Origin of the sequence: Alteromonas sp. KUL150, assembly GCF_009811475.1 — a bacterium.
GTDB classification, from domain to species: domain Bacteria; phylum Pseudomonadota; class Gammaproteobacteria; order Enterobacterales; family Alteromonadaceae; genus Alteromonas; species Alteromonas gracilis.
This window is the reverse complement of the sequence record NZ_BLIJ01000013.1, coordinates 14,277-35,806: the sequence shown is the minus strand read 5'-3', so window position 1 is coordinate 35,806 and position 21,530 is coordinate 14,277. Positions and strand designations below refer to the sequence as shown.

At 45.0% G+C, this 21,530-nt stretch carries 19 protein-coding genes; 14 read left to right on the top strand and 5 right to left on the bottom strand.

All coding sequences use genetic code 11. The features are described from left to right. Positions 1-70: 70 nt before the first annotated feature. Entirely contained in the window at positions 71-931 is an 861-nt protein-coding gene (locus tag GVO62_RS02475) for a class I SAM-dependent methyltransferase (protein ID WP_159117596.1), read from the bottom strand. Positions 932-1,015: 84 nt separating this feature from the next. Between GVO62_RS02475 and gloB the strand changes: the two genes are divergently transcribed. The 3 genes from gloB to GVO62_RS02460 all read left to right on the top strand — a co-directional run bounded on the left by gloB (position 1,016) and on the right by GVO62_RS02460 (position 4,601). Further along, complete coding sequence (gloB, locus tag GVO62_RS02470) at positions 1,016-1,807, top strand: hydroxyacylglutathione hydrolase (protein ID WP_159117595.1); 792 nt, start codon at positions 1,016-1,018, stop codon at positions 1,805-1,807. Between the two features lie 64 nt (positions 1,808-1,871). Beyond that, positions 1,872-3,536 carry a lytic transglycosylase gene (locus tag GVO62_RS02465; RefSeq protein ID WP_159117594.1) on the top strand — a complete coding sequence of 555 codons (1,665 nt, stop codon included), beginning with the start codon at positions 1,872-1,874 and terminating at the stop codon, positions 3,534-3,536. Between the two features lie 33 nt (positions 3,537-3,569). Next, entirely contained in the window at positions 3,570-4,601 is a 1,032-nt protein-coding gene (locus GVO62_RS02460; RefSeq protein ID WP_159117593.1) for an ion transporter, read from the top strand. 79 nt (positions 4,602-4,680) lie between these two features. Here the strand turns inward: GVO62_RS02460 and cysS are convergent, their stop codons facing one another. Then, positions 4,681-6,063, bottom strand: coding sequence for a cysteine--tRNA ligase (cysS, locus tag GVO62_RS02455; protein WP_159117592.1), 1,383 nt, complete (start codon positions 6,061-6,063; stop codon positions 4,681-4,683). A gap of 165 nt (positions 6,064-6,228) precedes the next feature. Here cysS and GVO62_RS02450 point away from each other — a divergent pair, with 165 nt between their 5' ends. From GVO62_RS02450 to gtfA, 9 genes are all read left to right on the top strand, one after another. Then, positions 6,229-6,720 carry a peptidylprolyl isomerase gene (locus GVO62_RS02450; protein ID WP_159117591.1) on the top strand — a complete coding sequence of 164 codons (492 nt, stop codon included), beginning with the start codon at positions 6,229-6,231 and terminating at the stop codon, positions 6,718-6,720. A gap of 140 nt (positions 6,721-6,860) precedes the next feature. Continuing rightward, complete coding sequence (gene lpxH / locus GVO62_RS02445; RefSeq protein WP_159117590.1) at positions 6,861-7,586, top strand: UDP-2,3-diacylglucosamine diphosphatase; 726 nt, start codon at positions 6,861-6,863, stop codon at positions 7,584-7,586. Between the two features lie 320 nt (positions 7,587-7,906). Then, the gene (locus tag GVO62_RS02440; protein WP_159117589.1) at positions 7,907-9,490 is read left to right on the top strand and encodes an alkaline phosphatase; all 1,584 of its coding nucleotides are present in this window, start codon (positions 7,907-7,909) and stop codon (positions 9,488-9,490) included. Between the two features lie 14 nt (positions 9,491-9,504). After that, the gene (locus GVO62_RS02435) at positions 9,505-11,427 is read left to right on the top strand and encodes an alkaline phosphatase (protein ID WP_159117588.1); all 1,923 of its coding nucleotides are present in this window, start codon (positions 9,505-9,507) and stop codon (positions 11,425-11,427) included. Between the two features lie 85 nt (positions 11,428-11,512). After that, entirely contained in the window at positions 11,513-12,292 is a 780-nt protein-coding gene (locus GVO62_RS02430; protein WP_159117587.1) for a hypothetical protein, read from the top strand. 169 nt (positions 12,293-12,461) lie between these two features. Further along, positions 12,462-13,076 carry an OB-fold-containig protein gene (locus tag GVO62_RS02425; RefSeq protein ID WP_159117586.1) on the top strand — a complete coding sequence of 205 codons (615 nt, stop codon included), beginning with the start codon at positions 12,462-12,464 and terminating at the stop codon, positions 13,074-13,076. A gap of 19 nt (positions 13,077-13,095) precedes the next feature. Beyond that, the gene (locus GVO62_RS02420; RefSeq protein ID WP_236547045.1) at positions 13,096-14,865 is read left to right on the top strand and encodes a flotillin family protein; all 1,770 of its coding nucleotides are present in this window, start codon (positions 13,096-13,098) and stop codon (positions 14,863-14,865) included. 265 nt (positions 14,866-15,130) lie between these two features. Continuing rightward, positions 15,131-15,298, top strand: a complete 168-nt coding sequence (locus GVO62_RS02415) for an oxidoreductase-like domain-containing protein (protein ID WP_159117585.1) — start codon at positions 15,131-15,133, stop codon at positions 15,296-15,298. Positions 15,299-15,644: 346 nt separating this feature from the next. Then, positions 15,645-17,141, top strand: a complete 1,497-nt coding sequence (gene gtfA, locus GVO62_RS02410) for a sucrose phosphorylase (RefSeq protein WP_159117584.1) — start codon at positions 15,645-15,647, stop codon at positions 17,139-17,141. A gap of 145 nt (positions 17,142-17,286) precedes the next feature. Here gtfA and GVO62_RS02405 read toward each other — a convergent pair whose 3' ends face one another. After that, positions 17,287-17,706 (bottom strand): winged helix-turn-helix transcriptional regulator, encoded by a 420-nt coding sequence (locus tag GVO62_RS02405; protein WP_159117583.1) that lies wholly within the window; start codon positions 17,704-17,706, stop codon positions 17,287-17,289. A gap of 198 nt (positions 17,707-17,904) precedes the next feature. On the opposite strand from GVO62_RS02405, the gene GVO62_RS02400 reads away from it, so the two are divergent. After that, entirely contained in the window at positions 17,905-18,900 is a 996-nt protein-coding gene (locus GVO62_RS02400; protein WP_159117582.1) for a YhdH/YhfP family quinone oxidoreductase, read from the top strand. Positions 18,901-18,981: 81 nt separating this feature from the next. Here the strand turns inward: GVO62_RS02400 and GVO62_RS02395 are convergent, their stop codons facing one another. Next, the gene (locus tag GVO62_RS02395; protein ID WP_159117614.1) at positions 18,982-19,992 is read right to left on the bottom strand and encodes a zinc-binding alcohol dehydrogenase family protein; all 1,011 of its coding nucleotides are present in this window, start codon (positions 19,990-19,992) and stop codon (positions 18,982-18,984) included. Positions 19,993-20,091: 99 nt separating this feature from the next. Between GVO62_RS02395 and GVO62_RS02390 the strand changes: the two genes are divergently transcribed. Further along, positions 20,092-21,009, top strand: a complete 918-nt coding sequence (locus GVO62_RS02390; protein WP_173360173.1) for a LysR family transcriptional regulator — start codon at positions 20,092-20,094, stop codon at positions 21,007-21,009. 28 nt (positions 21,010-21,037) lie between these two features. Here the strand turns inward: GVO62_RS02390 and GVO62_RS02385 are convergent, their stop codons facing one another. Then, the gene (locus GVO62_RS02385) at positions 21,038-21,517 is read right to left on the bottom strand and encodes an invasion associated locus B family protein (RefSeq protein WP_159117580.1); all 480 of its coding nucleotides are present in this window, start codon (positions 21,515-21,517) and stop codon (positions 21,038-21,040) included. Positions 21,518-21,530: the final 13 nt, after the last annotated feature.

Below are 21,530 nucleotides of genomic sequence, written 5' to 3'. Positions count from 1 at the left end.
TCACTTCGTCACTTCGTTTGTTTAGTCGTCTGCTCGCTCCTCACACTCTGTGGAAAAATGCTCGGTATTCTTAACGACGTGAGTGATTTAAGGTAGAGGCTCTCACACTGGCGCCTACTGCAGAAAAGCTGGGTTTTAAGTTCCGCTTGGGTTTGATTGCGGTCATGGGAATAACCCGCTTTTTCGCTAAAATCACATAGACCGCGCTGCACCAAGGTAAATAAGACGCTAAATACTCTTGAAGCTTAACCGCCCCCTTCCACCGTTGCTGAAAAAAGAGCGTTGAAAACAATACTTGGCGCTGTTCTACTATTTCAAAGCCAAGTAGCTGTAACCAGTCTTTAATTCGATATGAGGTGAAAAAGCGTGCATCGTGAAGTACGTTGCCACGCTTTACCGGTAAGTACTTAGCAATGCCTGCCAGGCTCAGTGGATTAAAGCCACTTATAATGACGTACCCGTTTTGCGTAATAACGCGGTCTACTTCTCTTAAGATTTCGTGGGGGTCTTGTGCGAAATCTAATTCATTAGCCAATAGAAAGCCATCAATGCTGTTTTCCGAGAAAGGCAGTCGATGTGACTGCCCCACTATGGTGTTACCTCTACTTTTCTTTACGTCACCATATTCGCAGTCTTTAAATGCGTGGCTCGACGCTTTACTTTCACATGTGTTTGTATCCGCCCCATTAAGCTCACACTGTCCGCTTAGCTCGCTGTCGAATGGAACATGGTTAATATGATGCCGTATTGGGCTGCTATCTAGGTTAATTTCGGCGCTAAGCGTACCTAATTTTGCAAAGTGATAGCCAAAAATGCGCTCTGCATAATCGCTGCATACGTTGTTGACCGCAGTACGTATATGTTCGCCAGCGGGAAAATCTCCCCAATTTGTGGGGTAGCGAGGTGGTTTGGCTTTAAACGCCGATTTCATTATCACTGCGCGCTCTTTGGTTGCTCTGCTGTCCACAAGCCCCTATAGTAACGCATAATTCTACCTACACAAGCAGGTACAAAAATGACGTCAGAAACATTTCCTTCAAACATAGCCGTTCACCCTATTCCCGCATTCACTGATAACTATATTTGGTGCCTACACGATGATGCTAATGCTATTGTTGTGGATCCGGGTGATGCCGAGCCAGTGTTAGCTTTTATCAAAGCAAAGGGATTAACGCTTAGCGCCGTACTTATAACGCATCACCACAGAGATCACACAGGTGGTATTGCAAAGTTGGTATCGGCTGTGCCCGACCTTCCTGTTATTGGTCCGCGAGGTAATCATATTCGCGGCATCACCAAATCGGTGTCTCAGGGAGATACGGTATCGCTTCCTGTTCTGAATTTGTCATTGCAGGTGATGGAAGTTCCTGGACACACCCTTGACCATATCGCGTTCTTTGGACATGGCGCTTTGTTTTGTGGCGACACCTTGTTTTCTGCCGGTTGTGGGCGATTATTTGAAGGCTCACCGGAGCAAATGCATCACTCGCTAAACAAGCTCAAGCGCCTGCCTGATAGCACAAAAGTTTACTGTACCCATGAGTACACCCAGGCGAACGTTAAGTTTGCGCTAGCAGTTGAGCCCAACAATATAGCGCTGAATGAGTATGCAGATTGGGTAGCTTCTATGCGTGGACAAAACCTACCCACGCTGCCAAGTAACCTTAAAGAGCAGAAAAATATAAACCCATTTTTACGCGCCCATGAACTTTCTGTAAAAACTGCTGCCGAAGCGTATTGCGAAAATAACCTAGCCGACGATGTGGCAGTCTTTGCTGCAGTTCGCCGCTGGAAAGATGAGTTTTGATGCATTATTAAGCCGTTTATCGTAATATTGACGGTTTGCAGTGCTCCAAGAGGTTTCTTCATATATGCAGTTGAAGTTTTTCCCTCTATCGCCCTTGATATTGGCGATAGGTTTAACGGGTTGTCAGTTAACCGATAATAATAACGACAATGCACAGATAGAAAATAACGAAAGCGCTTCTTTGGAAGCCTGTAGTGAAATTCATAATACCGAAGAAGCCGTCGCAGATTGTGAGATTGCACGGGACGGCGTTATCGACGTTATTCACCCGAACGACCAAACCCTAGAAGAAGGCGCGGAAACCACCGATACTCCTGATGTACATACACAGGCGGTAATTACGGATGTGTGGGCGCGAGCTAGCGCCAAGTTTGCGCTTGAAATTCCAGATGACCGAAGAGTTAGTTCTCAACGAAAGTGGTACTTAAAGCACCCCGAGTATATGGCGCGTGTTGTGAAACGGGCAAAGCCTTTTCTTTATTACATTGTTGAAGAAATTGAAAAGCGCGATATGCCTATGGAGCTTGTGCTTTTGCCTATTGTAGAGAGTGCTTTTGACCCCTTTGCCTATTCCCACGGACGCGCTGCGGGAATGTGGCAGTTCATTCCCGGCACGGGTAAACGCTTTGGCATGCCACAAAACTGGTGGTATGACGGGCGCCGTGATGTAGTTGCTTCAACCCAAGGTGCGCTTGATTACCTTACCTATTTAAATGAAATGTTTGATGGAAACTGGCTGCACGCGCTTGCCGCGTACAACAGCGGCGAAGGCCGAGTACAAAGAGCAATTAAAGCAAATCAGCGAGCGGGGAAACCCACTGACTTTTGGAATTTAGACTTGCCAAGGGAAACTCGGGCCTACGTACCAAAGCTTCTCGCATTGGCGGATATTCTCAAAAACAAAGATGAATACGCTTACTCTTGGCCGGAAATTGAAAATGTGGCGGTTATCGAAGTCGTCGATATAGGCTCACAGGTCGATTTAGCCTTCGCAGCCGAGCTAGCAGGCATGTCGTTAAAAGAGCTGCACGGATTAAACCCAGGCTTCAACCGCTGGGCAACCTCTCCGGATGGCCCACATCGGCTGGTTCTTCCCATCGGAAAGGCGGCGGCGTTTTCTCAGGCCCTTGCCAATATTGATCAAAAGGAGCGGTTAAACTGGGTGCGACATTCCGTTAAGCCCGGCGATAGCTTAAGCAAAATTGCCAAGCAGTACCACACTACGGTAAAGGTACTAAAACGAATCAATGAGCTGGATTCATCTATGATCCGCGTGGGTCAAGCTATTATGGTACCTGTCGCGCTTCAAGAGCTAAACAGCTATACCTTGTCGCAGGAACAACGTCTCGCAAGCTTGCAAAATAGCCATAGTTCTAAGCAGAAAGTTAGTCACACCGTGAAATCGGGTGATACGCTTTGGGATATTGCGCGTAAGTACAAGATAAGCACCAAGCAGCTTGCAAAATGGAACGGCATGGCTCCAGGCGATATGCTGCACCCGGGCAAAACGCTGGTTGTTTGGCAAGAAGGCAGCGCAAAAACTGGGGTTACTAAAACACTCACCTATACGGTGAGAAACGGTGATTCTCTCTCTCGTATTGCCAGTAAGTTCAATGTTAAAGTAAGCGACATAGGCAAGTGGAATTCGCTTAATACTAAACGCTATTTACAGCCAGGTCAGCGTCTTAAACTTCACGTGGATGTAACAAGTTTAAGCGCCTCGGGCTGATGATGGTTTAAAAAGACTATACAGGATACGGAAATGCTAAGAATTAACCGAGAAAATTTGCGAAACAGTCACGAAACGCCTTGGTTAATTTTAGACTTAGTCATGCTGGGTATACTTTTCATAAACCTGGCATGGCTCATTTTTGATGCGCTGTATGCCACAGACTTTGTATACGGTCTTTTAGGTACATACTTCCCCACCTTTCTTAACGCTTACGACCCAATTCACGCCAACTTTTTGTTGGTCGATTTAGTTTTTATTGCCATATTCTTTACCGAGTTCTGTTTTCGTTGGGCTGTAGCCATTGTGCGTAAAGAACACTTACGTTGGTACTTTTTTCCGTTTTTACATTGGTACGACATCATAGGCCTTATTCCTACTGGACCTACCCGCCTCTTTCGTTTCTTGCGCATATTTTCTATTTTGCACCGTCTGCACAAATTCGAAATCATCGATTTAAACCAAACCGCAGTGTTTCGCTTTTTTGCCTTTTACTACGATGTATTTGTTGAAGAGTTGAGCGACCGGATTGTTGTTAAAGTACTGAGCGATGCGCAAAAAGATATCTCAGCGGGCTCTCCTTTATTAGATGATATCAACGCACAAGTGCTTGCCCCCCGCCGTCCTGTCATTACTCAATGGATGGCAGGTGTAATCAACCATTTAGGCCAGTCTATTCAAAGCGAAGATCACGGCGAGGTGATTCGAGAGCACGTGAGAAAAAGCGTGGGTAAAGCGGTAAGAAGCAACGCACAAGTTTCCTCTCTTCACTATCTGCCGGTAATTGGTAGAACTATCGAAAATACCTTGGAGGAATCGGTAACAGATATTGTTACCACATCGCTGGTAAACCTGTTAAGCGACCTAGACGCAGAGCGCATCGACCATTTCATTTCAGTAGGTATGCACGACTATACCCCTACCGCCGATGCACTTGATAAAGAAGTACTTAACGTTGTCAATGAATGCTTAGAACTGGTAAAAGCCCATGTTGCGCAGCAGCGCTGGAAATCACATTTAACTGAAAAAGAATCGGCAATACCCACTGGTAAACCGGAAATATAAGTGATGCTATTAGTCGAAGGATAAAAAGAAAGCCCGCATATTGCGGGCTTTCTTACTGTCAAATAGCACAGGCTGCTAGTTAGGCTTTACGCCACGTTGTGCCGCTTGGGCCGTCTTCTAGCACTACGCCTTTAGCGTTTAATGCATCGCGTGCAGCATCTGCTGCTGCCCAGTCTTTCGCGGCACGGGCATCGTTACGTTGTTTAATTAACGCTTCAATTTCAGCCGCTTCGTCATCATTGCCCTCACCACCTTTAAGATAGGTGTCTGGGTCGCTTTGAAGCATACCCAAAATTGCGCCTAAGCCTTTAAGAACTGCTGCCAGTTTACCCGCTTCTTCGGCGTTGCCCTTTTGGCGGTTAAGCTCACGGGCCACATCAAACAACACTGAAAAGGCTTCCGGCACGTTTAAATCGTCGTTCATTGCTGTTTCGAAACGCGTCAGGTAGCCACCGTAGCTCAGATCAGTGCTTTCATCTACTTCAACGCCACGAAGAGCTGTATACAAACGCTCTAGGGCCGCTTTTGCTTGGGTGATGTTGTCTTGTGAGTAACTTAACTGACTACGATAATGCGCCGACATTAAGAAGAAACGCAAGGTTTCTGAATCGTGCTCTTTAAGCACATCGCGCAAGGTGAAGAAGTTGCCTAATGACTTAGACATCTTTTCATCATTAACTTGAACCATACCCGCGTGCATCCACACGTTTACATAGGGCGTGTCGTATGCACAGCACGACTGAGCCACCTCATTTTCATGGTGTGGGAAGGTTAAATCTGAACCACCGCCATGAATATCAAAGTGCGCACCAAGGTGCTTGTGGTTCATGGCTGAACACTCAATGTGCCAACCCGGGCGGCCTTCTCCCCATGGAGATTGCCATGCTGGCTCACCTGGCTTAGTGGTTTTCCACAATACAAAATCTAGCGGGTCGTCTTTTCCTGCCGCTACTTCAACACGGGCACCTGCTTTAAGTTGATCTAGGTCTTGCTTGCTCAACTTGCCGTAATCTTCATACTTACTTACGTCAAATAGCACATCACCGCTTGCCGCTTGATAAGCATAACCTTTGTCCATCAGGCGCTGAATAATTTCGATGATCTCGTCCATGTGGCCGCTTACTGTCGGCTCCACATCTGGCTCGAGTAAATTAATTGCCGCAAAGTCTTCATGCATCATGGCGATAGTGCGTGCAGTTAGCGCCTCAAAGCTTTCACCATTTTCATTGGCGCGAGCAATAATTTTATCGTCAATATCTGTAATGTTACGTACATACTTCACATCTAAACCAAGGTGGCGCATGTAGCGTACTAAAATATCGAAACTTAGGTAGGTACGGGCGTGACCCATATGACTGAGGTCATAAACGGTAATACCACACACATACAAACCCACTTTCCCTTCTTGAAGCGGAACAAACTTCGCTTTTTCACGGGTTCGGGTATTGTAAAGATGTAGCATGTCTATATTTCCTATTTGTCATAATTTTTGGGCCGCAAAGTTTAGCACCGTCATCATTTAAATGGTACAAGGCTTTTGCGTTGGTGCACTATTTTGCGCTACTGCCCTGTTTTGCGCTAAAATCCGCGCACTCATTTTATATGCTAACACACAGGACAACCCACAATGGTTACGTTAAAAACAAATTTCGGTGACATCACCCTTGAGCTTTTTGAAGATAAAGCGCCTAAAACCGTAGCGAATTTCCTTTCTTACGTTGAAGACGGTTTTTTCGACAATACTATTTTTCACCGTGTAATTAACAACTTCATGATCCAAGGTGGTGGTTTTACGCCAGATATGGACCAAAAAGACACCAAAGATCCTATCGAAAACGAAGCCGACAACGGTGTTGCCAATGAAGTTGGTACTATCGCGATGGCGCGTACTCAAGACCCACACTCAGCTACTGCGCAGTTTTTCATTAACGTGAACAACAACGACTTCCTTAACCACACTAGTAAGTCTGTAAACGGTTGGGGCTACTGCGCGTTCGGTAAAGTGGTTGAAGGTATGGACGTGGTAGAGAAGATCAAAGCGGTTAAAACCGGTAACAACGGCTACCACCAGGATGTACCTGTTGAGCCAGTGATCATTGAAAAAGCAGTTATTGCTTAAATAACTCTCTCAACAACTGATTTTACAACTTCCAGAACAATGGCTTGGCCGGCGTAACTGTCGAGACAAGTTCACGGCCTTCAGTTAAGTACAAGCCGCGTTAATGTAACGCGGCTTTTTAAACCACGTTAAGAAGATCTATGTCGTTTACCTACTTCATTGCCGATTTACATTTGAGTGCAGACCGTCCGGATATTACTGACTGTTTGATGCGCTTTTTACAAGAAGACGCGATTAATGCCGATGCACTTTACGTACTTGGCGATTTGTTTGAAGTGTGGATTGGTGACGACAACGTAACCCCCTTTAACACCGCTATAGCATCAGCTTTTAAAGCGGTGAGCGAGCACTGCCCTGTTTACTTTATACACGGCAACCGCGACTTTGCTATTCGAGATAAATGGCTGTCTAAAGCGGGCATGACGTTGCTAAACGAACAGGAAGTTGTCGATTTATATGGCACACCGACGCTACTTACTCACGGAGACGAGTTATGCACCCGTGACGTTGCCTACCAAAAGTTTCGCAAGAAATCACGTGGCTGGTGGTGGCCTAGGTTAATGCTGGCCCTGCCCTTGTGGTATCGACAGCGTGTAGCAGATAACGGCCGTGCCGAAAGTAAAGAAAAGCAACAGAACCTAAAGCCTGAGATTATGGATGTAACGCCAGAAGAAGTGGTTAAGGTGATGGAAAAGTGGGGCGTACAGCGCATGATCCATGGTCATACGCACAGACCAAACATTCATAGCCTCAAAGCGAATGGAAAATCAGCGACGCGCATTGTTCTTGGCGATTGGTATGACCAAGGCAGTGTGTTGAAGGTTACCGCCTCCGAAGTTATGTTACAACATCACAACTTTAGGTAAGAAAATCTGACACTTACACGTGGTCTTACCACTTTTTTATTACCATTAATAAAATTTTAATGTGTGCATTTCCTTACCGCTAACTCACTATAAAACGTAAGCTTTATCAAATTTACGACGACCGTAAAATTCCTTCGATAATACAGTTTTGTGACATTTATGACAGTTCAGCAATATAAGTGTCAAAGAATTGTCACCTTTTCTCCATACGCTCTCCGTGATTTAACGATTCACTCCCCATGCAAGGAATAATGATGGGTAGTGATGAGATGTCTAGACAACACCACAACCAATACAAACAATACGTTTAGGAAAAAATCATGAATCGTACCTGGAAAGTGGCATGCACCGCAGTCGCTCTAGCGGTTTCTGCTAGTCTTCACGCGGCTGTGTTACCAGAGCATCAATCAAACAGCGCTTGGTTTACTGACGCTCAAGCCAAACTATCTACAAAGCTCCAAACAAACAATCAGTTTAAAGCGAAGAATGTTATTTTATTCGTTGGCGATGGAATGGGTATTTCTACCCTTACCTCAGCACGAATTCATAAGGGGCAGTTAGCAGGCAACCCTGGTGAAGAAGGTTACTTAAGTTTTGAAAGCTTTCCTCATACAGCGTTAGTTAAAACATACAATGTAGATGCGCAAACTCCGGATTCTGCAGGCACCATGACAGCGATGATGTCAGGACTTAAGACTGACGTGGGTGTAATTGGTGTTGATGAAGACATCGAACGCGGTAACTGTTCAACTGTTGCTGGCAACGAAGTTATTACCGCGCTAGAACTTGCAGAAATTAAAGGCCTTTCAACAGGTATTATTTCTACTGCTCGTATCACCCATGCGACCCCTGCGGCAACCTACGCAAAGTCAGCAGATCGTAACTGGGAAGACATTTCCGATATGCCTGAAGCTGCTGTAACTGCTGGCTGTAGTGACATTGCTGACCAGCTCGTCAATTTTGAAACGTATTTAGAAGCACGCTACACCGGTGTTGATGTTGACGGTATCGATGTCGCTATGGGCGGTGGTCGCCGTCATTTCTTGCCAAAAGACGCCGCATTCAATAGCCCTGATGCAGTGAGCGATGTTGAAGGCGATAGAACCGACGAGCGCGACCTTACAGCTGAATGGCAGGCCATGTACGAAAATGGTGTATACGTTTATGACCAAGCAGGTTTTGACGCGATAGACACTGAAAGTGTAGAACGTGTTTTCGGTCTTTTCAACGAGTCTCATATGCAATACGAAGCAGACCGCGGAAACGACATTGCGGGCGAACCATCAGTTGCAGAGATGACAGAAACGGCAATCAATATTCTTGATAACAACGAGAACGGCTTTTTCTTAATGGTTGAATCAGGTCGTATTGACCACGCTCACCACGCAGGTAATGCAGCAGGCGCATTAACCGACACCTTAGCATTTGAAGAAGCGGTAATGACTGCGGTTGAAAATACCGACCCGTCAGAGACGCTTATTCTTGTAACTGCCGACCATGGTCACGTGTTTACCATTGCTGGCTATCCAAAGCGCGGTAATCCAATTCTTGGCAAGGTAGTGAATGTGGGCTCTGATGATGCGGCAACAGCGGCAGACGGCACACCCTATACCACCCTTGGCTACACCAACGGTCTAGGTTTCCGCAACCTAGGTGATGAAACGGATTCTGATGCCACCTACGCACTGGAAAACGCAGCAGGCCGCGTTGATATCACTAATATCGACACAACAACGCCTGGCTATCACCAAGAAGCACTTATTCCACTTAGTTCAGAGACACACTCTGGCGAAGACATTGCACTGCATGCCAAAGGACCGGGAAGCCAGCTTGCGCAAGGCGTAATAGAGCAAAACGTTGTTTTCCACTTGATTAATCAAGCGCTTGGCCTTGTAAACGAGTAAGTAGAGATAAGAATATGAACCTTTTTAAATTAAGTATAATTGCGGTAGCAGTAGCAGGTCTTTCAGCGTGTAGCTTGGAAGGCGATGATGGCAACGACGGCGCACCAGGTGTTGATGGCGTTGATGGCCAAAACGGTTTAACAAGCCTTACCGTTCAAACTGAGTTGGCGGTGGGCGATGCTAATTGTCCTAATTCAGGCGTGCGCATCGACTCTGGCTTAGATGCAGATGCTGACGGCACCCTTGTCGATTCTGAAATCACTTCAACAAGCTATGTTTGTGTTCCTGGTGTTAACAGCGTTAGTAGCAGTGAGCTTTTGACTAGCTTAAATAACGAGTGGTTCGTAGCCGCTCAAACCGAAGTGGAAAACAATAAAGCGGTTTGGATGAATGCAACTTCGGGTGAAAGTGCTGCTTCATCAAATGCGGCGTTTACTGCCACGGTTAATTCTCGAGAAGAATTAGACGCTATGGTTGCTAATCTTCGCGGTAAAGCGAAAAATGTTATCTTGTTTGTCGGTGACGGCATGGGCGTTTCAACGGTTACCGCAGCTCGAATTTTAGACGGTCAAATGAACGGTCTTGCCGGCGAAGAAAACCAGCTTAGCTTCGACAAATTCCCCTTCTCTGGCCTTTCAAAAACTTATAATGTCGATGCTCAAACACCAGATTCAGCGGGCACTATGACCGCGATGATGAGCGGTATAAAAACCGATGTCGGTGTTATCGGGGTTGACGAAGATATTGAGCGCGGCGATTGTTCAACGGTTGCGGGTAATGAGTTAGTTACGGCACTTGAACTTGCAGAAATTGCAGGTAAGTCTACTGGCATCATTTCAACTGCCCGTATTACACACGCAACACCTGCTGCAACTTACGCTAAATCTGCTGACCGCAACTGGGAAGACATTTCGGATATGCCAGAAGCAGCGGTTACTGCAGGCTGCTCTGATATAGCCGACCAGCTAATTAATTTCGAAGCTAACTTGGAAGCAAACTTCGAAGGCTTAGACGTTGATGGCATTGAGGTGGTAATGGGAGGCGGACGTCGTCACTTCTTACCTCGCGACGAAGCGTTTAACAGCCCGGATGCAGCGAGCAGCATTGAGGGAGATCGTACAGATGGACGTGACCTGACTGCAGAATGGCAGACAATGTATGAAAACGGTGTGTATGTCTTCGATCAGTCTGGTTTCGACGGCTTAGATACTGAAACCACTGAAAAAGTGTTTGCTCTGTTCAACGAATCACACATGCAATACGAAGCCGATCGCAGTAACGATATTGCTGGTGAACCGTCTATCGCAGAAATGACAAGCGCAGCAATTAAGGTATTGGATAACAATGAGAAAGGTTTCTTCCTTATGGTCGAATCTGGTCGTATTGACCACGCTCACCACGCAGGAAATGCCTATGGTGCGCTTCACGACACTATCGCCTTTGCTGAAGCCGTTGACGCTGCTGATAAACTTACTGATGATGAAGATACGCTGATCATCGTAACTGCTGACCACGGGCACGTATTTACCATTGCGGGTTACCCCAAGCGCGGCAACCCAATTTTAGGTAAAGTGGTAAACGTAGGTTCAGATGAAGCTGCTACAGCTGCTGACGGTACGCCATATACCACTCTTGGCTACACCAATGGTTTAGGCTTTAGAAACCTGGGAGACGTTACCAATTCAGACGCGTCTTATTTAGCAGGCCCAGATACAGGTCGTAAAGATATAACTGATGTTGACACAACAACACCAGGTTATCACCAAGAAGCATTAATTCCGTTGAGCTCTGAAACCCACTCGGGTGAAGACGTAGGCATTTATGCGAAAGGCCCAGGCGCTTTCCTAGTCAACGGTACTAACGAACAAAGCGTTATTTTCCATGTTATGGACTTTGCGGGAGACTTCGTTTCTCAAGCAGAAAGTGCAATGGAATAAGTTTTTTAGAAGTTAAAACAAGGGCGGCCTTCGGTCGCCTTTTTCCATGTAAGTAAGCAACATCATTCACTGTAGGATTTAATGAATGAAATCACACAAAGCCCCTATCTTTGCTTTTGTACTTTTTTCTAGTTTGAGTACGCATGGCTTTGCTCAAGATACAAAGAGCCATTCTGCCATAGACGTATCACCTGAACTTGTTTGCGAGAAAAACGACACAAACCTTCACGCAACTTACGAGATAAGCATTAAAAGCCCATCAAAAGACCCAAAGACCACATCACTTCATTTGTGGCGAAATGCCAATAATGTGGCGCATGAATATCCTGCGACAAACGTTACTGAGTCTTGGACACTGGTTCGCGAGCGCTTTATCAAACCTACACGATATTTCGATGCTCACGAACGCGCTATAGAATATCAGCCTGGAGAAACTATCCACGGTAAAAAAGAGACGGATTTTTCCTACCGCTATCAGCTAATAAGCGACAAACTCATTAATGCTATGTCGCTAGACAAAAAAGACGGTAACGGGTGCGACACCGTGGAATACTACTCACTTGAAAACACCCAAGGTAAATTTACACTCCAGTGGCTTCCCCATCTCAAGTTGGTCGCATTTTTTAGCGTTGATAAAAACGGTTTAACCAGAGAATGGACATTAAAAAACATTGATTTAAATGCTAATACAGAGGCCTTTTTTTCAAAACGACGTGACTATCAAAGTACAGACTACGCTGATATTGGCGATGATCACACTGACCCGTTTTTAACTAAAATGGTCACGCAGGGATTTATTGAAGCCGGAGCTAGTGGCTATTACGACGAACATGGCCACAGCATTGGTGAAAGCCATTCTCACTGAGAATATACTGCCTAATAAATGAATGGCCATGAGGCTTACATGGCCATTTAATGACGATGCCAAAAGGTTTTGTTACAAACTATCCCAAAGTACATAAGTTATTCACTGGCTTAATTTTTGTTCTATGGTATAAAAGAGCAAAATGAGCGACTCATCATGGATGGTGTAAATGACAGATGTACTTCTTTCCCCTGCAAACTTTTGGTTCAGCATCGCGCTATTCGCCGTTTTCTTAGTTTTTATTCTTGAGCTTATCAGCACCGTTTTTGGTATGAGTCTTTTGGGATTAGGCGACGACTTTGCCGAATTCGATGGTGAAGGATTCCTTAGTACATCTTTTGCCAGCTGGCTAAATATAAACAAAGTTCCTTTTCTTGTTTACCTCATTGTATTGATGACCTTTTTTGGCCTTTCAGGGCTAATCATCAACGGTTTGAGTGCAAGTATACTCAATACAACATTCCCTTCACTTGTCTCAGTTCTTTTGGCCTTTGCGCTTGGGTTGTTTATCACGGCAAAAATCGTTCGGCTGATTTCAAACTTACTCCCCAGCGTCCAATCCAGCGCCCTTACTAGCGACGATTTTCTTGGCTCTGTTGCTGAGATAACCATTGGAAAAGCAAGTCGGGGAAACCCCGCAGAGGCAAAGTTCACCGATCATTACTCGCAACCTCATTTTGTATTAGTAGAGCCATTTGAAGACCATGAGCTTTTCTCGCAAGGAGAGCGCGTAATTTTAGTTCAAAAAAATAAACACAGCTGGTTAGCAACACGCTACCAATAACCTAAAAAGAGATAAAAGTATGGATACAATTCAACCATCTAGCTTGCCGTCAATACTCTTTATTGCCGGTGCCATTGTTGTAGGGCTCATTGTTATTGGCCTTATTTTCGCAAAACTCTACACCCGTGCTACCAAAGAAACCGCCTTTGTAAGAACGGGGTTAGGCGGCGAAAAAGTAATAAAAGATGGAGGTGCCTTAGTACTGCCTGTTGTTCACGAAATTATTCCGGTGAACATGAACACACTTCGTATTGAGGTGGAGAAAATCCAGAAAGACGCGCTTATTACCAAGGATCGCATGCGCGTTGACGTAAAAGCTGATTTTTATTTGCGCGTCGCACCGAATGCGAGCGGCATCTCAATGGCTGCGCAAACCCTTGGTACACGTACCACACGTGCTGAAGAAGTTAAAAAACTCATGGAGTCGAAGTTTGTTGACGTACTTCGTGCAGTAGCGGCTGAAATGACCATGACTGAAATGCATGAACAGCGCGCTGACTTTGTTCAAAAAGTTCAACAAAGTGTGGCTAACGATCTTGAAAAGAATGGTCTTGAGCTAGAATCGGTAAGTTTAACAGGCTTCGATCAGACAGATCTTCAGTTTTTCAACGAGAACAACGCCTTCGACGCTGAAGGTCGTGCTCGCTTAACCAAGATCATTGAAGAGAAGCGCAAAGAAACTAACGATATTCAGCAAGAAAACCGTATTCATATCGAACAACGCAACTTAGCGGCTGAAAAACAATCTCTTGATGTGAAGCGCGATGAAGAAGAGGCTCGCCTAGCCCAAGAGCAGGTGCTGGCCTTTAAACGTCAGGAACAAAAAGCTGAGATCGCCAAGCAGCGTGAAATGAAAGAGCGTGAAGAACGGGAAGCGGAAATTGCGAAAGAACGGGCAATTGAGGCTGCTGAAATTGAAAAGTCACGAGAAATTGAAACGCAAGAAATCGCCAAGCGCCAAGCGTTAGAACAGGCACGCATTCGCCAGCAGCAAGAAGTAGAGGTTTCGGAACAAATCAAGCAGATTGCTGTTGCAACTAAATCAGAAGAAGAGTCTGCCGCCCGTGCGAAAGCGGCCGAAGCTGAAAAACAAAAAGTAGAAAAAGAAGAAGCGGTACTGACTGCTAGATCTGTAGCTGAAGCTGAGCGTAAGAAACAAATTGAAGTTATAGATGCACGCAAAGAAGCGGAACGTGAGGCGGTTGGTATCACCGTTGAAGCACAGGCTAAGAGAGAAGCTGCAGAAAACTCTGCTGCCGCTATTCTTACTGAAGCGAAGGCCAGTGCTGATGCCAAAATGCTTCAAGCTGCGGCTGACGAAAAAGTGCTCGCCGTTGAAGCCCAAGGTAAACAGGCGCTTTACGAAGCTGAGAACACCCTTAAAACTGAACAGATTGAACTGCAGAAAGCCCTTGCAATGCTTAAAGTATTGCCTGAACTTGTGGCAAACGCAGTTAAGCCTCTCGAAAATATTGAAGGCATCAAAATACTGCAAGGCTACGGTCAAGGTAGCGGCGCAAAAGGTGAGCACACTATTGCCACAGCAGGCGGTGGTTTAGCTGAACAAGTAACGCAAGCCGCGCTAAGCTATCGCGCTAACGCCCCTTTGGTAGATTCTATGTTACGTGAAGTGGGCTTGGTAGACGCCGACACGGGTACGTTAAGCGATTTAGTGACAAGCAACAGCGATCTGCTCACTAAGGCTAGCGCTGTAAAACCAAAAACGATTGCAACACCTGTTGAACAGAAAAAAGATAACAAAGCGCCTGAGGCGTCGCCCGCGGAATAAGACTTAAATTTAGAAACCGTTTAAGAATTTACGTTACTACACAGTACCCGCTATTAAAAGCGCCCTCAACATTAGGACATTCCACTTGTTGAGGGCGTTTTTTGCGAACACTATTCCTTTATATCAGTCCGCATAGATCATTACTCACAAGCTGCAAAAATTATTTGTAAGTAGTAACATGATGGTTACCATTACGCTCCCGGCCTTATCAACATAATATTTACACCCGCAGCGAAGGGGTCACTGAAATTAGAGGAGAATTTTCATGTCATCCATTCCCGAAGAACCTGAAAAGCCCCTAAGAGACGACTGCTGTGGTGGAGGCTCATGCTGCCCCTGTATCTGGGATGTTTACTATGAAAAGCTGGCTAAGTGGAAAGAGGCTAAGCAAAAACAAGAAGATGAAACCGCGTCGAATAGCACCGGTAACTGAAATACGATACAAGCTATAATAAGAACTAGCGGCGATAACTTGCATTTTACACTGACACAAATTCTAAAATTAACACCAAGCCCACATTTTTATAACAAGCATCACTTTTGAACTTCTCATTTACAATTTCCCGTTCGGCTGATAACCTATCTTAATCGATTAAGAAATAATTTTACTATTTTCAGTTATCATTAATAAACTGTTAGTAAAAGTTAAAGAGTTAAGCAAAGCCCGTTATATGTTCTGCTATGAACCTTCAAGACTGGTAGCGCTTAATTTAAGGTAATGCAAGCTCGCGATATATTTGAAGTACGAGTTAGCACATGCTGAATTTTGGAGAGTTATCATGTCTATACGCAATGGCGTTCAATTAATCACCTATGCAGACCGACTAGGTGATGGCAACATCGAGAGCCTTACAAGCCTTCTTCAAGGCCCGCTAAATGGCTTATTTACAGGTGTTCACGTCCTACCCTTCTATTATCCCTATGATGGTGAAGATGCTGGCTTCGACCCTATAGATCACACTTCTGTCGATGAGCGATTGGGCGACTGGGACAACATCAAGAAGCTGGGAGAGTCGGTTGACATTATGGCCGACCTGATTGTTAATCACATGTCAGGCCAAAGTGAAGCGTTTAAAGATGTGTTGAAAAAAGGTCGCGAGTCTGACTATTGGCCACTATTTCTTACTAAAGAAGATGTGTTTAAAGGTAGTGACCAAGCGTTAATCGACGAACAAATTGCGAAAGTATTCCGCCCTCGCCCAACACCGTTTTTCAGCGATTATGAGGTAGGTGCAGAAACTGATTCTCCAGAGACGGTTCCGTTTTGGACTACCTTTACTTCCAACCAAATCGATATTGATGTTGAATCGCAATTAGGTAAAGATTATTTATCTTCTATCCTACAATCATTCACTGAAAGCAACGTTGATCTCATTCGTCTTGACGCGGCAGGCTATGCAATTAAGCGCATAGGCACCAACTGTTTTATGCTTGAAGAAACCTTCGAGTTTATTGAAGAACTTTCAACGCGCGCACGTTCGATGGGTATGCAGTGTCTAGTAGAAATTCACAGCCACTACCAAACTCAGATTGATATTGCTGCTCGTTGTGACAGCGTTTATGACTTTGCACTACCACCTCTGGTTCTGCATACGCTATTTACTAAAGATGCAAGCGCACTGGCACATTGGTTATCAATTTCACCTCGCAACTGCTTTACAGTTCTAGATACGCACGACGGCATCGGCATTGTTGACGTGGGCGCAAGCGGTGACAAGCCGGGATTATTAAACGCCGAGGCGATTAATGCGTTGGTGGAGCAAATTCACGTTAACTCTAATGGTGAGTCCAAAAAAGCAACAGGCGCTGCCGCCAATAACGTCGATCTCTATCAGGTTAACTGTACCTATTATGATGCGCTTGGCAAAGATGACTTCGCTTATTTGGTGGCGCGTGCCATTCAGTTCTTTAGCCCAGGTATTCCTCAGGTTTATTACGGTGGTTTACTCGCTGCACAAAACGATATGGAATTACTTGCTAGAACCAACGTAGGTCGCGACATCAACCGTCCATACCTAACATCTGCAATGGTTGAAGAGGCAGTGCAAAAGCCGGTCGTAAAAGGCTTAATGCAGCTAATTAACCTTAGAAACGAAAGCCAAGCTTTCAATGGCGTTTTCGACGTAAGCTACAGTAATAACACACTGGTACTTACCTGGAATAAAGACGGCGATATGGCGTCATTGACCGTCGATTTTAACAATATGAGTGCCACAGTAAACACTGTCGCTAACGGCGAAGAAAGTACGCTGTCTGTCGGTTCTTTGCTTGCCTAAACCGTAAATAGATAAGTATTTAACCTTTGTAATAGTTGTGGTTCGAAAAAGGTGCGTGTGGGTAAGTTTTCCTATACTCACCTTTTTGTTTTCCTCACATTGCGTAATACGCAGCGCCTAATGCACTTTATCGCTGCCCCTTAAATTACCTATGTTCATCATGGTAGGTTCTGCCCCAATCACATAGTTGGCGCAAAGTTGGCTCTAGCGTACGACCTAGGTCTGTAAGTGAGTATTCAACCCGTGGAGGCACTTCAGCGTACACTTTGCGATTGACCAACCCATCACGTTCTAGTTCTCTTAACTGCTGAGTAAGCATTTTCTGTGTAACGCCCTGCAAACGCCTACGCAATTGACTAAAGCGCAGCGTTTTATGGCACAAATGCCATAAAATAACGCCTTTCCACTTTCCACCAATTATTTCTAACGATACGGCTACGCCACAAACATACTGAGCCGCGTCATTTTCTTTTTCCCCAATTTTCGCTGATTTGGCATTAATAGAATCTACGGTAACAATACCGTCGTTCTTTTCTGCTTCAACCCTGGTTAAATTCGCCGTCATAGCAATTCCTTAAAAAGCAACACAGCCGTTGCTGCTCTTGTTTTTCACCAATGTAAACTTCACTAAGATAATTTAGAGAAACTAGCGACCATTTCCATTAGTATCTTTTAGGGTACTACCCTACTAAAAAGTGCATACTTGCGCAAAGTATATATATTGTCACAATGGTAGCGTTATTTTCGACCAATGGAGACAGGTATGACATCGTTTAAAGCGTTGCTAGTAGAAAAACAGGAAGATAAATCGTTCACTCGCCGTATCAAACAGCGTTCACTTGATGATTTGCCAGAGGGTACTTTGCTCATTAAGGTGCAGTATTCGTCACTTAATTACAAAGACGCCCTGTCAGCGACAGGAAATCCCGGCGTTAGCAGAAACTTTCCCCATACCCCGGGTATAGACGCTGCAGGCACAGTTGTATCCTGCGATGACAAGAGCTTCAAAGAAGGCGATGAAGTCATTGTAGCCGGCTATGACTTGGGTATGAACACGGCGGGAGGCTTTGGCGAATATATTCGAATTCCGAGCGAATGGGCGGTGGCTAAACCCGCAGGTTTATCGTTAAGGGAGTCTATGGTGATAGGCACTGCAGGTTTTACTGCTGGGCTATCTGTTCAAGGTTTAGTTGAACACGGTGTTACACCGCAAAAAGGTGATATTTTAGTAACAGGTGCAACGGGTGGTGTAGGTTCTGTCGCGGTCGCATTGCTCGCCAAAGCGGGTTACTCAGTGGTGGCGTGCACAGGGAAAAAGAAACACGAGTCATTCTTAAAAAACCTCGGAGCAAGCAAAGTAATAACTCGCGATGAGCTGTTAGAAAATAAAGAGCGCCCCATGTTGAAAGAACAATACGCGGGCGCTGTCGATACGGTGGGTGGTGAATACTTAGCGCAAGCCATTAAGGCTACGCAATACGGCGGCACAGTGACATGCTGCGGGCTTACCGCTTCTGCCGATCTAAATGTTAGCGTATTTCCATTTATCTTGAGAGGCGTTTCGTTGCTTGGCATTGATTCTGTGCAGTGCCCTATGCCGCCTAGATTGAGATTGTGGGACAAGCTTGCCAGTGAATGGAAGCTCGATTGTCTTGATGACCTTACAGAGGAAGTAAACCTAGAAGCCGTGAATGAAAAAATAGATGCCATTTTAGAGGGGCAGATCTCAGGCCGTACGTTAGTGAATTTGCAAGCATAGGCCTTGGCGTCAATTTATTCTCTCCTATTCACCATTAATAGTCGCAGGCAATAATATTGCCTGCGACTAACCTTCTCTTAATTAGAAGCCTTCCAAGACGAGTTTACCGATAGCCCGCCCTTCTTCTAAAATTCTGTGCGCTTCAATCAAGTTTTCAGCGTTAATTTTACCTAAGTGTTTTCCTACAGTTGTCTTTATTTTTCCTTCATCAATAAGTGATGCAACATGAGTAAGTAAACGACTTTGCTCAACCATATCATCAGTTTCAAACATTGAACGGGTAAACATAAATTCCCAATGTAATGACAGACTTTTTTGCTTAAGCTTTGCCACATCCAAGCTTTCTGGGTCGTCAATTAACGCCAATCTACCCTTCGGCTTCATGACTTCCACATAATCTTCAATGTATTGGTGTGTGTTGTTTAAACTCGCTACATGAGTCACTTCACCAACATTCAAGACTTTGATTTGCTCGGCCATAGGTTTACTGTGGTCAACTACGTAGTCGGCCCCTAACTCTTGCACCCAGTTTTTTGAACTTTCCCGAGATGCAGTAGCGATCACGGTTGCGCCCGTCAAACTCTTAAGTAGTTGCAACATTATTGAGCCAACACCTCCTGCTGCGCCAACGACAAGTACTACTTCGTCACTTTTTTCACTTTGCTGCTTTAGTGCAAGATGATCAAACAACAATTCATAAGCCGTAATTGTGGTTAGCGGAAGAGCCGCTGCATCGCTATCTGATAAAGACTTCGGCGCTTTTCCGACAATGCGCTCGTCAACCAACTGAAACTCGGCATTCGACCCTGATCGGGTAAGGTCTCCGGCATAATAAACTCTGTCGCCAACGGCAAACTCGGTGACATCAGCGCCAATTTCAACCACCTCACCTACGGCATCCCAGCCTATCACTTTCGCTTCGCCTTCAGGGTTAACACGCTGACGAATCTTGTAATCAACGGGGTTCACGGCAATGGCATTTATTTTAACTAATAGATCCCTGCCAGACGCGCTGGGCTTAGCGAGTTCTAAATCCATTAACGCATTGGGTTCACTAATCTCTAGTGACTGGGTATAGCCGACTGCTTTCATCATTGTGCTCTCCTTTAATTGATACGTTCATCATACTCTTGATTAATTTTGGATAAACATCACAATACAAGAAACATTATCAAATTAAATTTGAAAACCATGTTACTAGATGACCTCAACGTAGCAATAAAAGTAGCCGAGTTTCGAAATATCACCGCCGCCGCCACCCATTTAAATATGCGCACCGCTACGGCGAGTGCTGCAGTTAAACGGGTTGAGCAAGCCCTCGGCGCTGAGTTATTTATACGCACAACTCGATCGCTTAGGCTTTCCTCTGCCGGTGAGCGCTTCTTGCCAACATGTGAGCAAGCCATGGCGATGCTTGCAAATGCTAAGCAGAACTTAAAAGGCGATACTGGCGTTATTGAAGGTGAACTGCGACTAGGCTTATCATCTGACTTAGGACGAAATGTAATAGCGCCGTGGCTTGATGATTTTATGGAAGAGCATGAGAAAATAAGCGTAAAGCTCAACTTAAACGACAGCAATATCGATTTCTACCGCGATCCTATCGATTTAGCTCTGCGTTATGGTTCACCTGATGATGCAAGCGTTTACGGATTTAAAATTTGCGACGTACCTCGGTTTCTTGTCGCCGCCCCTTCTTATCTCAACAACCACGGCACCCCAGAACAATTTGAAGACTTAAAAACGCACAACGGGCTTTTTTATCAACTTCATGACAAAGTGTATAACGAATGGGAATTCGTGCGCGACGAAAAACCACTTAAGATAAAAATGCTCGGAAACAGGACAGCGAACGATGGTGAAATGGTAAGACGGTGGGCCGTAGCTGGCAAAGGGGTTGCCGTTAAATCAAGTTTAGATACCTGTGACGATATATTAAGTGGGCGTCTTGTTACATTATTGCCGGGCTACCAACCAAAACCAACGCAGCTTTGGTTAATCTGCCCGAGCCGCCAATCGATCACCCCAGCGGTTAGGTTATTAAGAGACATGTTAAAAGCGCGCTGCGCTGAATGTTTAGCGCGCCTTAAGGAAGCCGGCGTATATTGAAATCCAGCTTGGTAGAGGTACGTTAGACTTAACGTTTAGCTTTTTTGTTAAGCTGCGCGTATGCTACGTCAAAACCCGCTAATGATACGGGTAAGGTAACCTGCTGGCTTTCAGACTTCTGATATGCAACTAGCATGGTTTCACCGTTATGCAATTGCTCTAGAAGCTGGCTATCGATTTTGATAATACTTTGACATGCCTTTTCGTCACACCCAGAAAAAGGCACTTGTAAGGGCGCGAAATTATCTATTTTTACTCCGACCCCATTTTTTGTTAGCGTATTTTTAGGTAGCTTTATTTTTAAAACTGGAAAATCTTTCGAATAAGAATAATCAACATTAACGCCTAACAATACTTTAGTTGCTTTCTCATCTTTAGCAACAAGCTGGCTAAGTGTACAAACTGAAGAATCGTTGCACAGCAAACTCCAACTACCAAAATCGCTCGTTGTGACAGCCCACGAAGAAAATGAAGCGAGTATCGAACTAACTATTACTAAATATTTCACATCTACCTCTTAA

What these genes read in the sequence shown, in the direction of transcription:
- GVO62_RS02465 (WP_159117594.1), top strand. Translation starts at nt 1,872, where the DNA reads ATGCAGTTGAAGTTTTTCCCTCTATCGCCCTTGATATTGGCGATAGGT.
- GVO62_RS02390 (WP_173360173.1), top strand. Translation starts at nt 20,092, where the DNA reads ATGTTACTAGATGACCTCAACGTAGCAATAAAAGTAGCCGAGTTTCGA.
- GVO62_RS02400 (WP_159117582.1), top strand. Translation starts at nt 17,905, where the DNA reads ATGACATCGTTTAAAGCGTTGCTAGTAGAAAAACAGGAAGATAAATCG.
- GVO62_RS02430 (WP_159117587.1), top strand. Translation starts at nt 11,513, where the DNA reads ATGAAATCACACAAAGCCCCTATCTTTGCTTTTGTACTTTTTTCTAGT.
- GVO62_RS02405 (WP_159117583.1), bottom strand. Translation starts at nt 17,706, where the DNA reads ATGACGGCGAATTTAACCAGGGTTGAAGCAGAAAAGAACGACGGTATT.
- GVO62_RS02475 (WP_159117596.1), bottom strand. Translation starts at nt 931, where the DNA reads ATGAAATCGGCGTTTAAAGCCAAACCACCTCGCTACCCCACAAATTGG.
- gtfA (WP_159117584.1), top strand. Translation starts at nt 15,645, where the DNA reads ATGTCTATACGCAATGGCGTTCAATTAATCACCTATGCAGACCGACTA.
- GVO62_RS02435 (WP_159117588.1), top strand. Translation starts at nt 9,505, where the DNA reads ATGAACCTTTTTAAATTAAGTATAATTGCGGTAGCAGTAGCAGGTCTT.
- lpxH (WP_159117590.1), top strand. Translation starts at nt 6,861, where the DNA reads ATGTCGTTTACCTACTTCATTGCCGATTTACATTTGAGTGCAGACCGT.
- GVO62_RS02450 (WP_159117591.1), top strand. Translation starts at nt 6,229, where the DNA reads ATGGTTACGTTAAAAACAAATTTCGGTGACATCACCCTTGAGCTTTTT.
- cysS (WP_159117592.1), bottom strand. Translation starts at nt 6,063, where the DNA reads ATGCTACATCTTTACAATACCCGAACCCGTGAAAAAGCGAAGTTTGTT.
- GVO62_RS02425 (WP_159117586.1), top strand. Translation starts at nt 12,462, where the DNA reads ATGACAGATGTACTTCTTTCCCCTGCAAACTTTTGGTTCAGCATCGCG.
- GVO62_RS02395 (WP_159117614.1), bottom strand. Translation starts at nt 19,992, where the DNA reads ATGAAAGCAGTCGGCTATACCCAGTCACTAGAGATTAGTGAACCCAAT.
- GVO62_RS02420 (WP_236547045.1), top strand. Translation starts at nt 13,096, where the DNA reads ATGGATACAATTCAACCATCTAGCTTGCCGTCAATACTCTTTATTGCC.
- GVO62_RS02460 (WP_159117593.1), top strand. Translation starts at nt 3,570, where the DNA reads ATGCTAAGAATTAACCGAGAAAATTTGCGAAACAGTCACGAAACGCCT.
- GVO62_RS02440 (WP_159117589.1), top strand. Translation starts at nt 7,907, where the DNA reads ATGAATCGTACCTGGAAAGTGGCATGCACCGCAGTCGCTCTAGCGGTT.
- gloB (WP_159117595.1), top strand. Translation starts at nt 1,016, where the DNA reads ATGACGTCAGAAACATTTCCTTCAAACATAGCCGTTCACCCTATTCCC.
- GVO62_RS02415 (WP_159117585.1), top strand. Translation starts at nt 15,131, where the DNA reads ATGTCATCCATTCCCGAAGAACCTGAAAAGCCCCTAAGAGACGACTGC.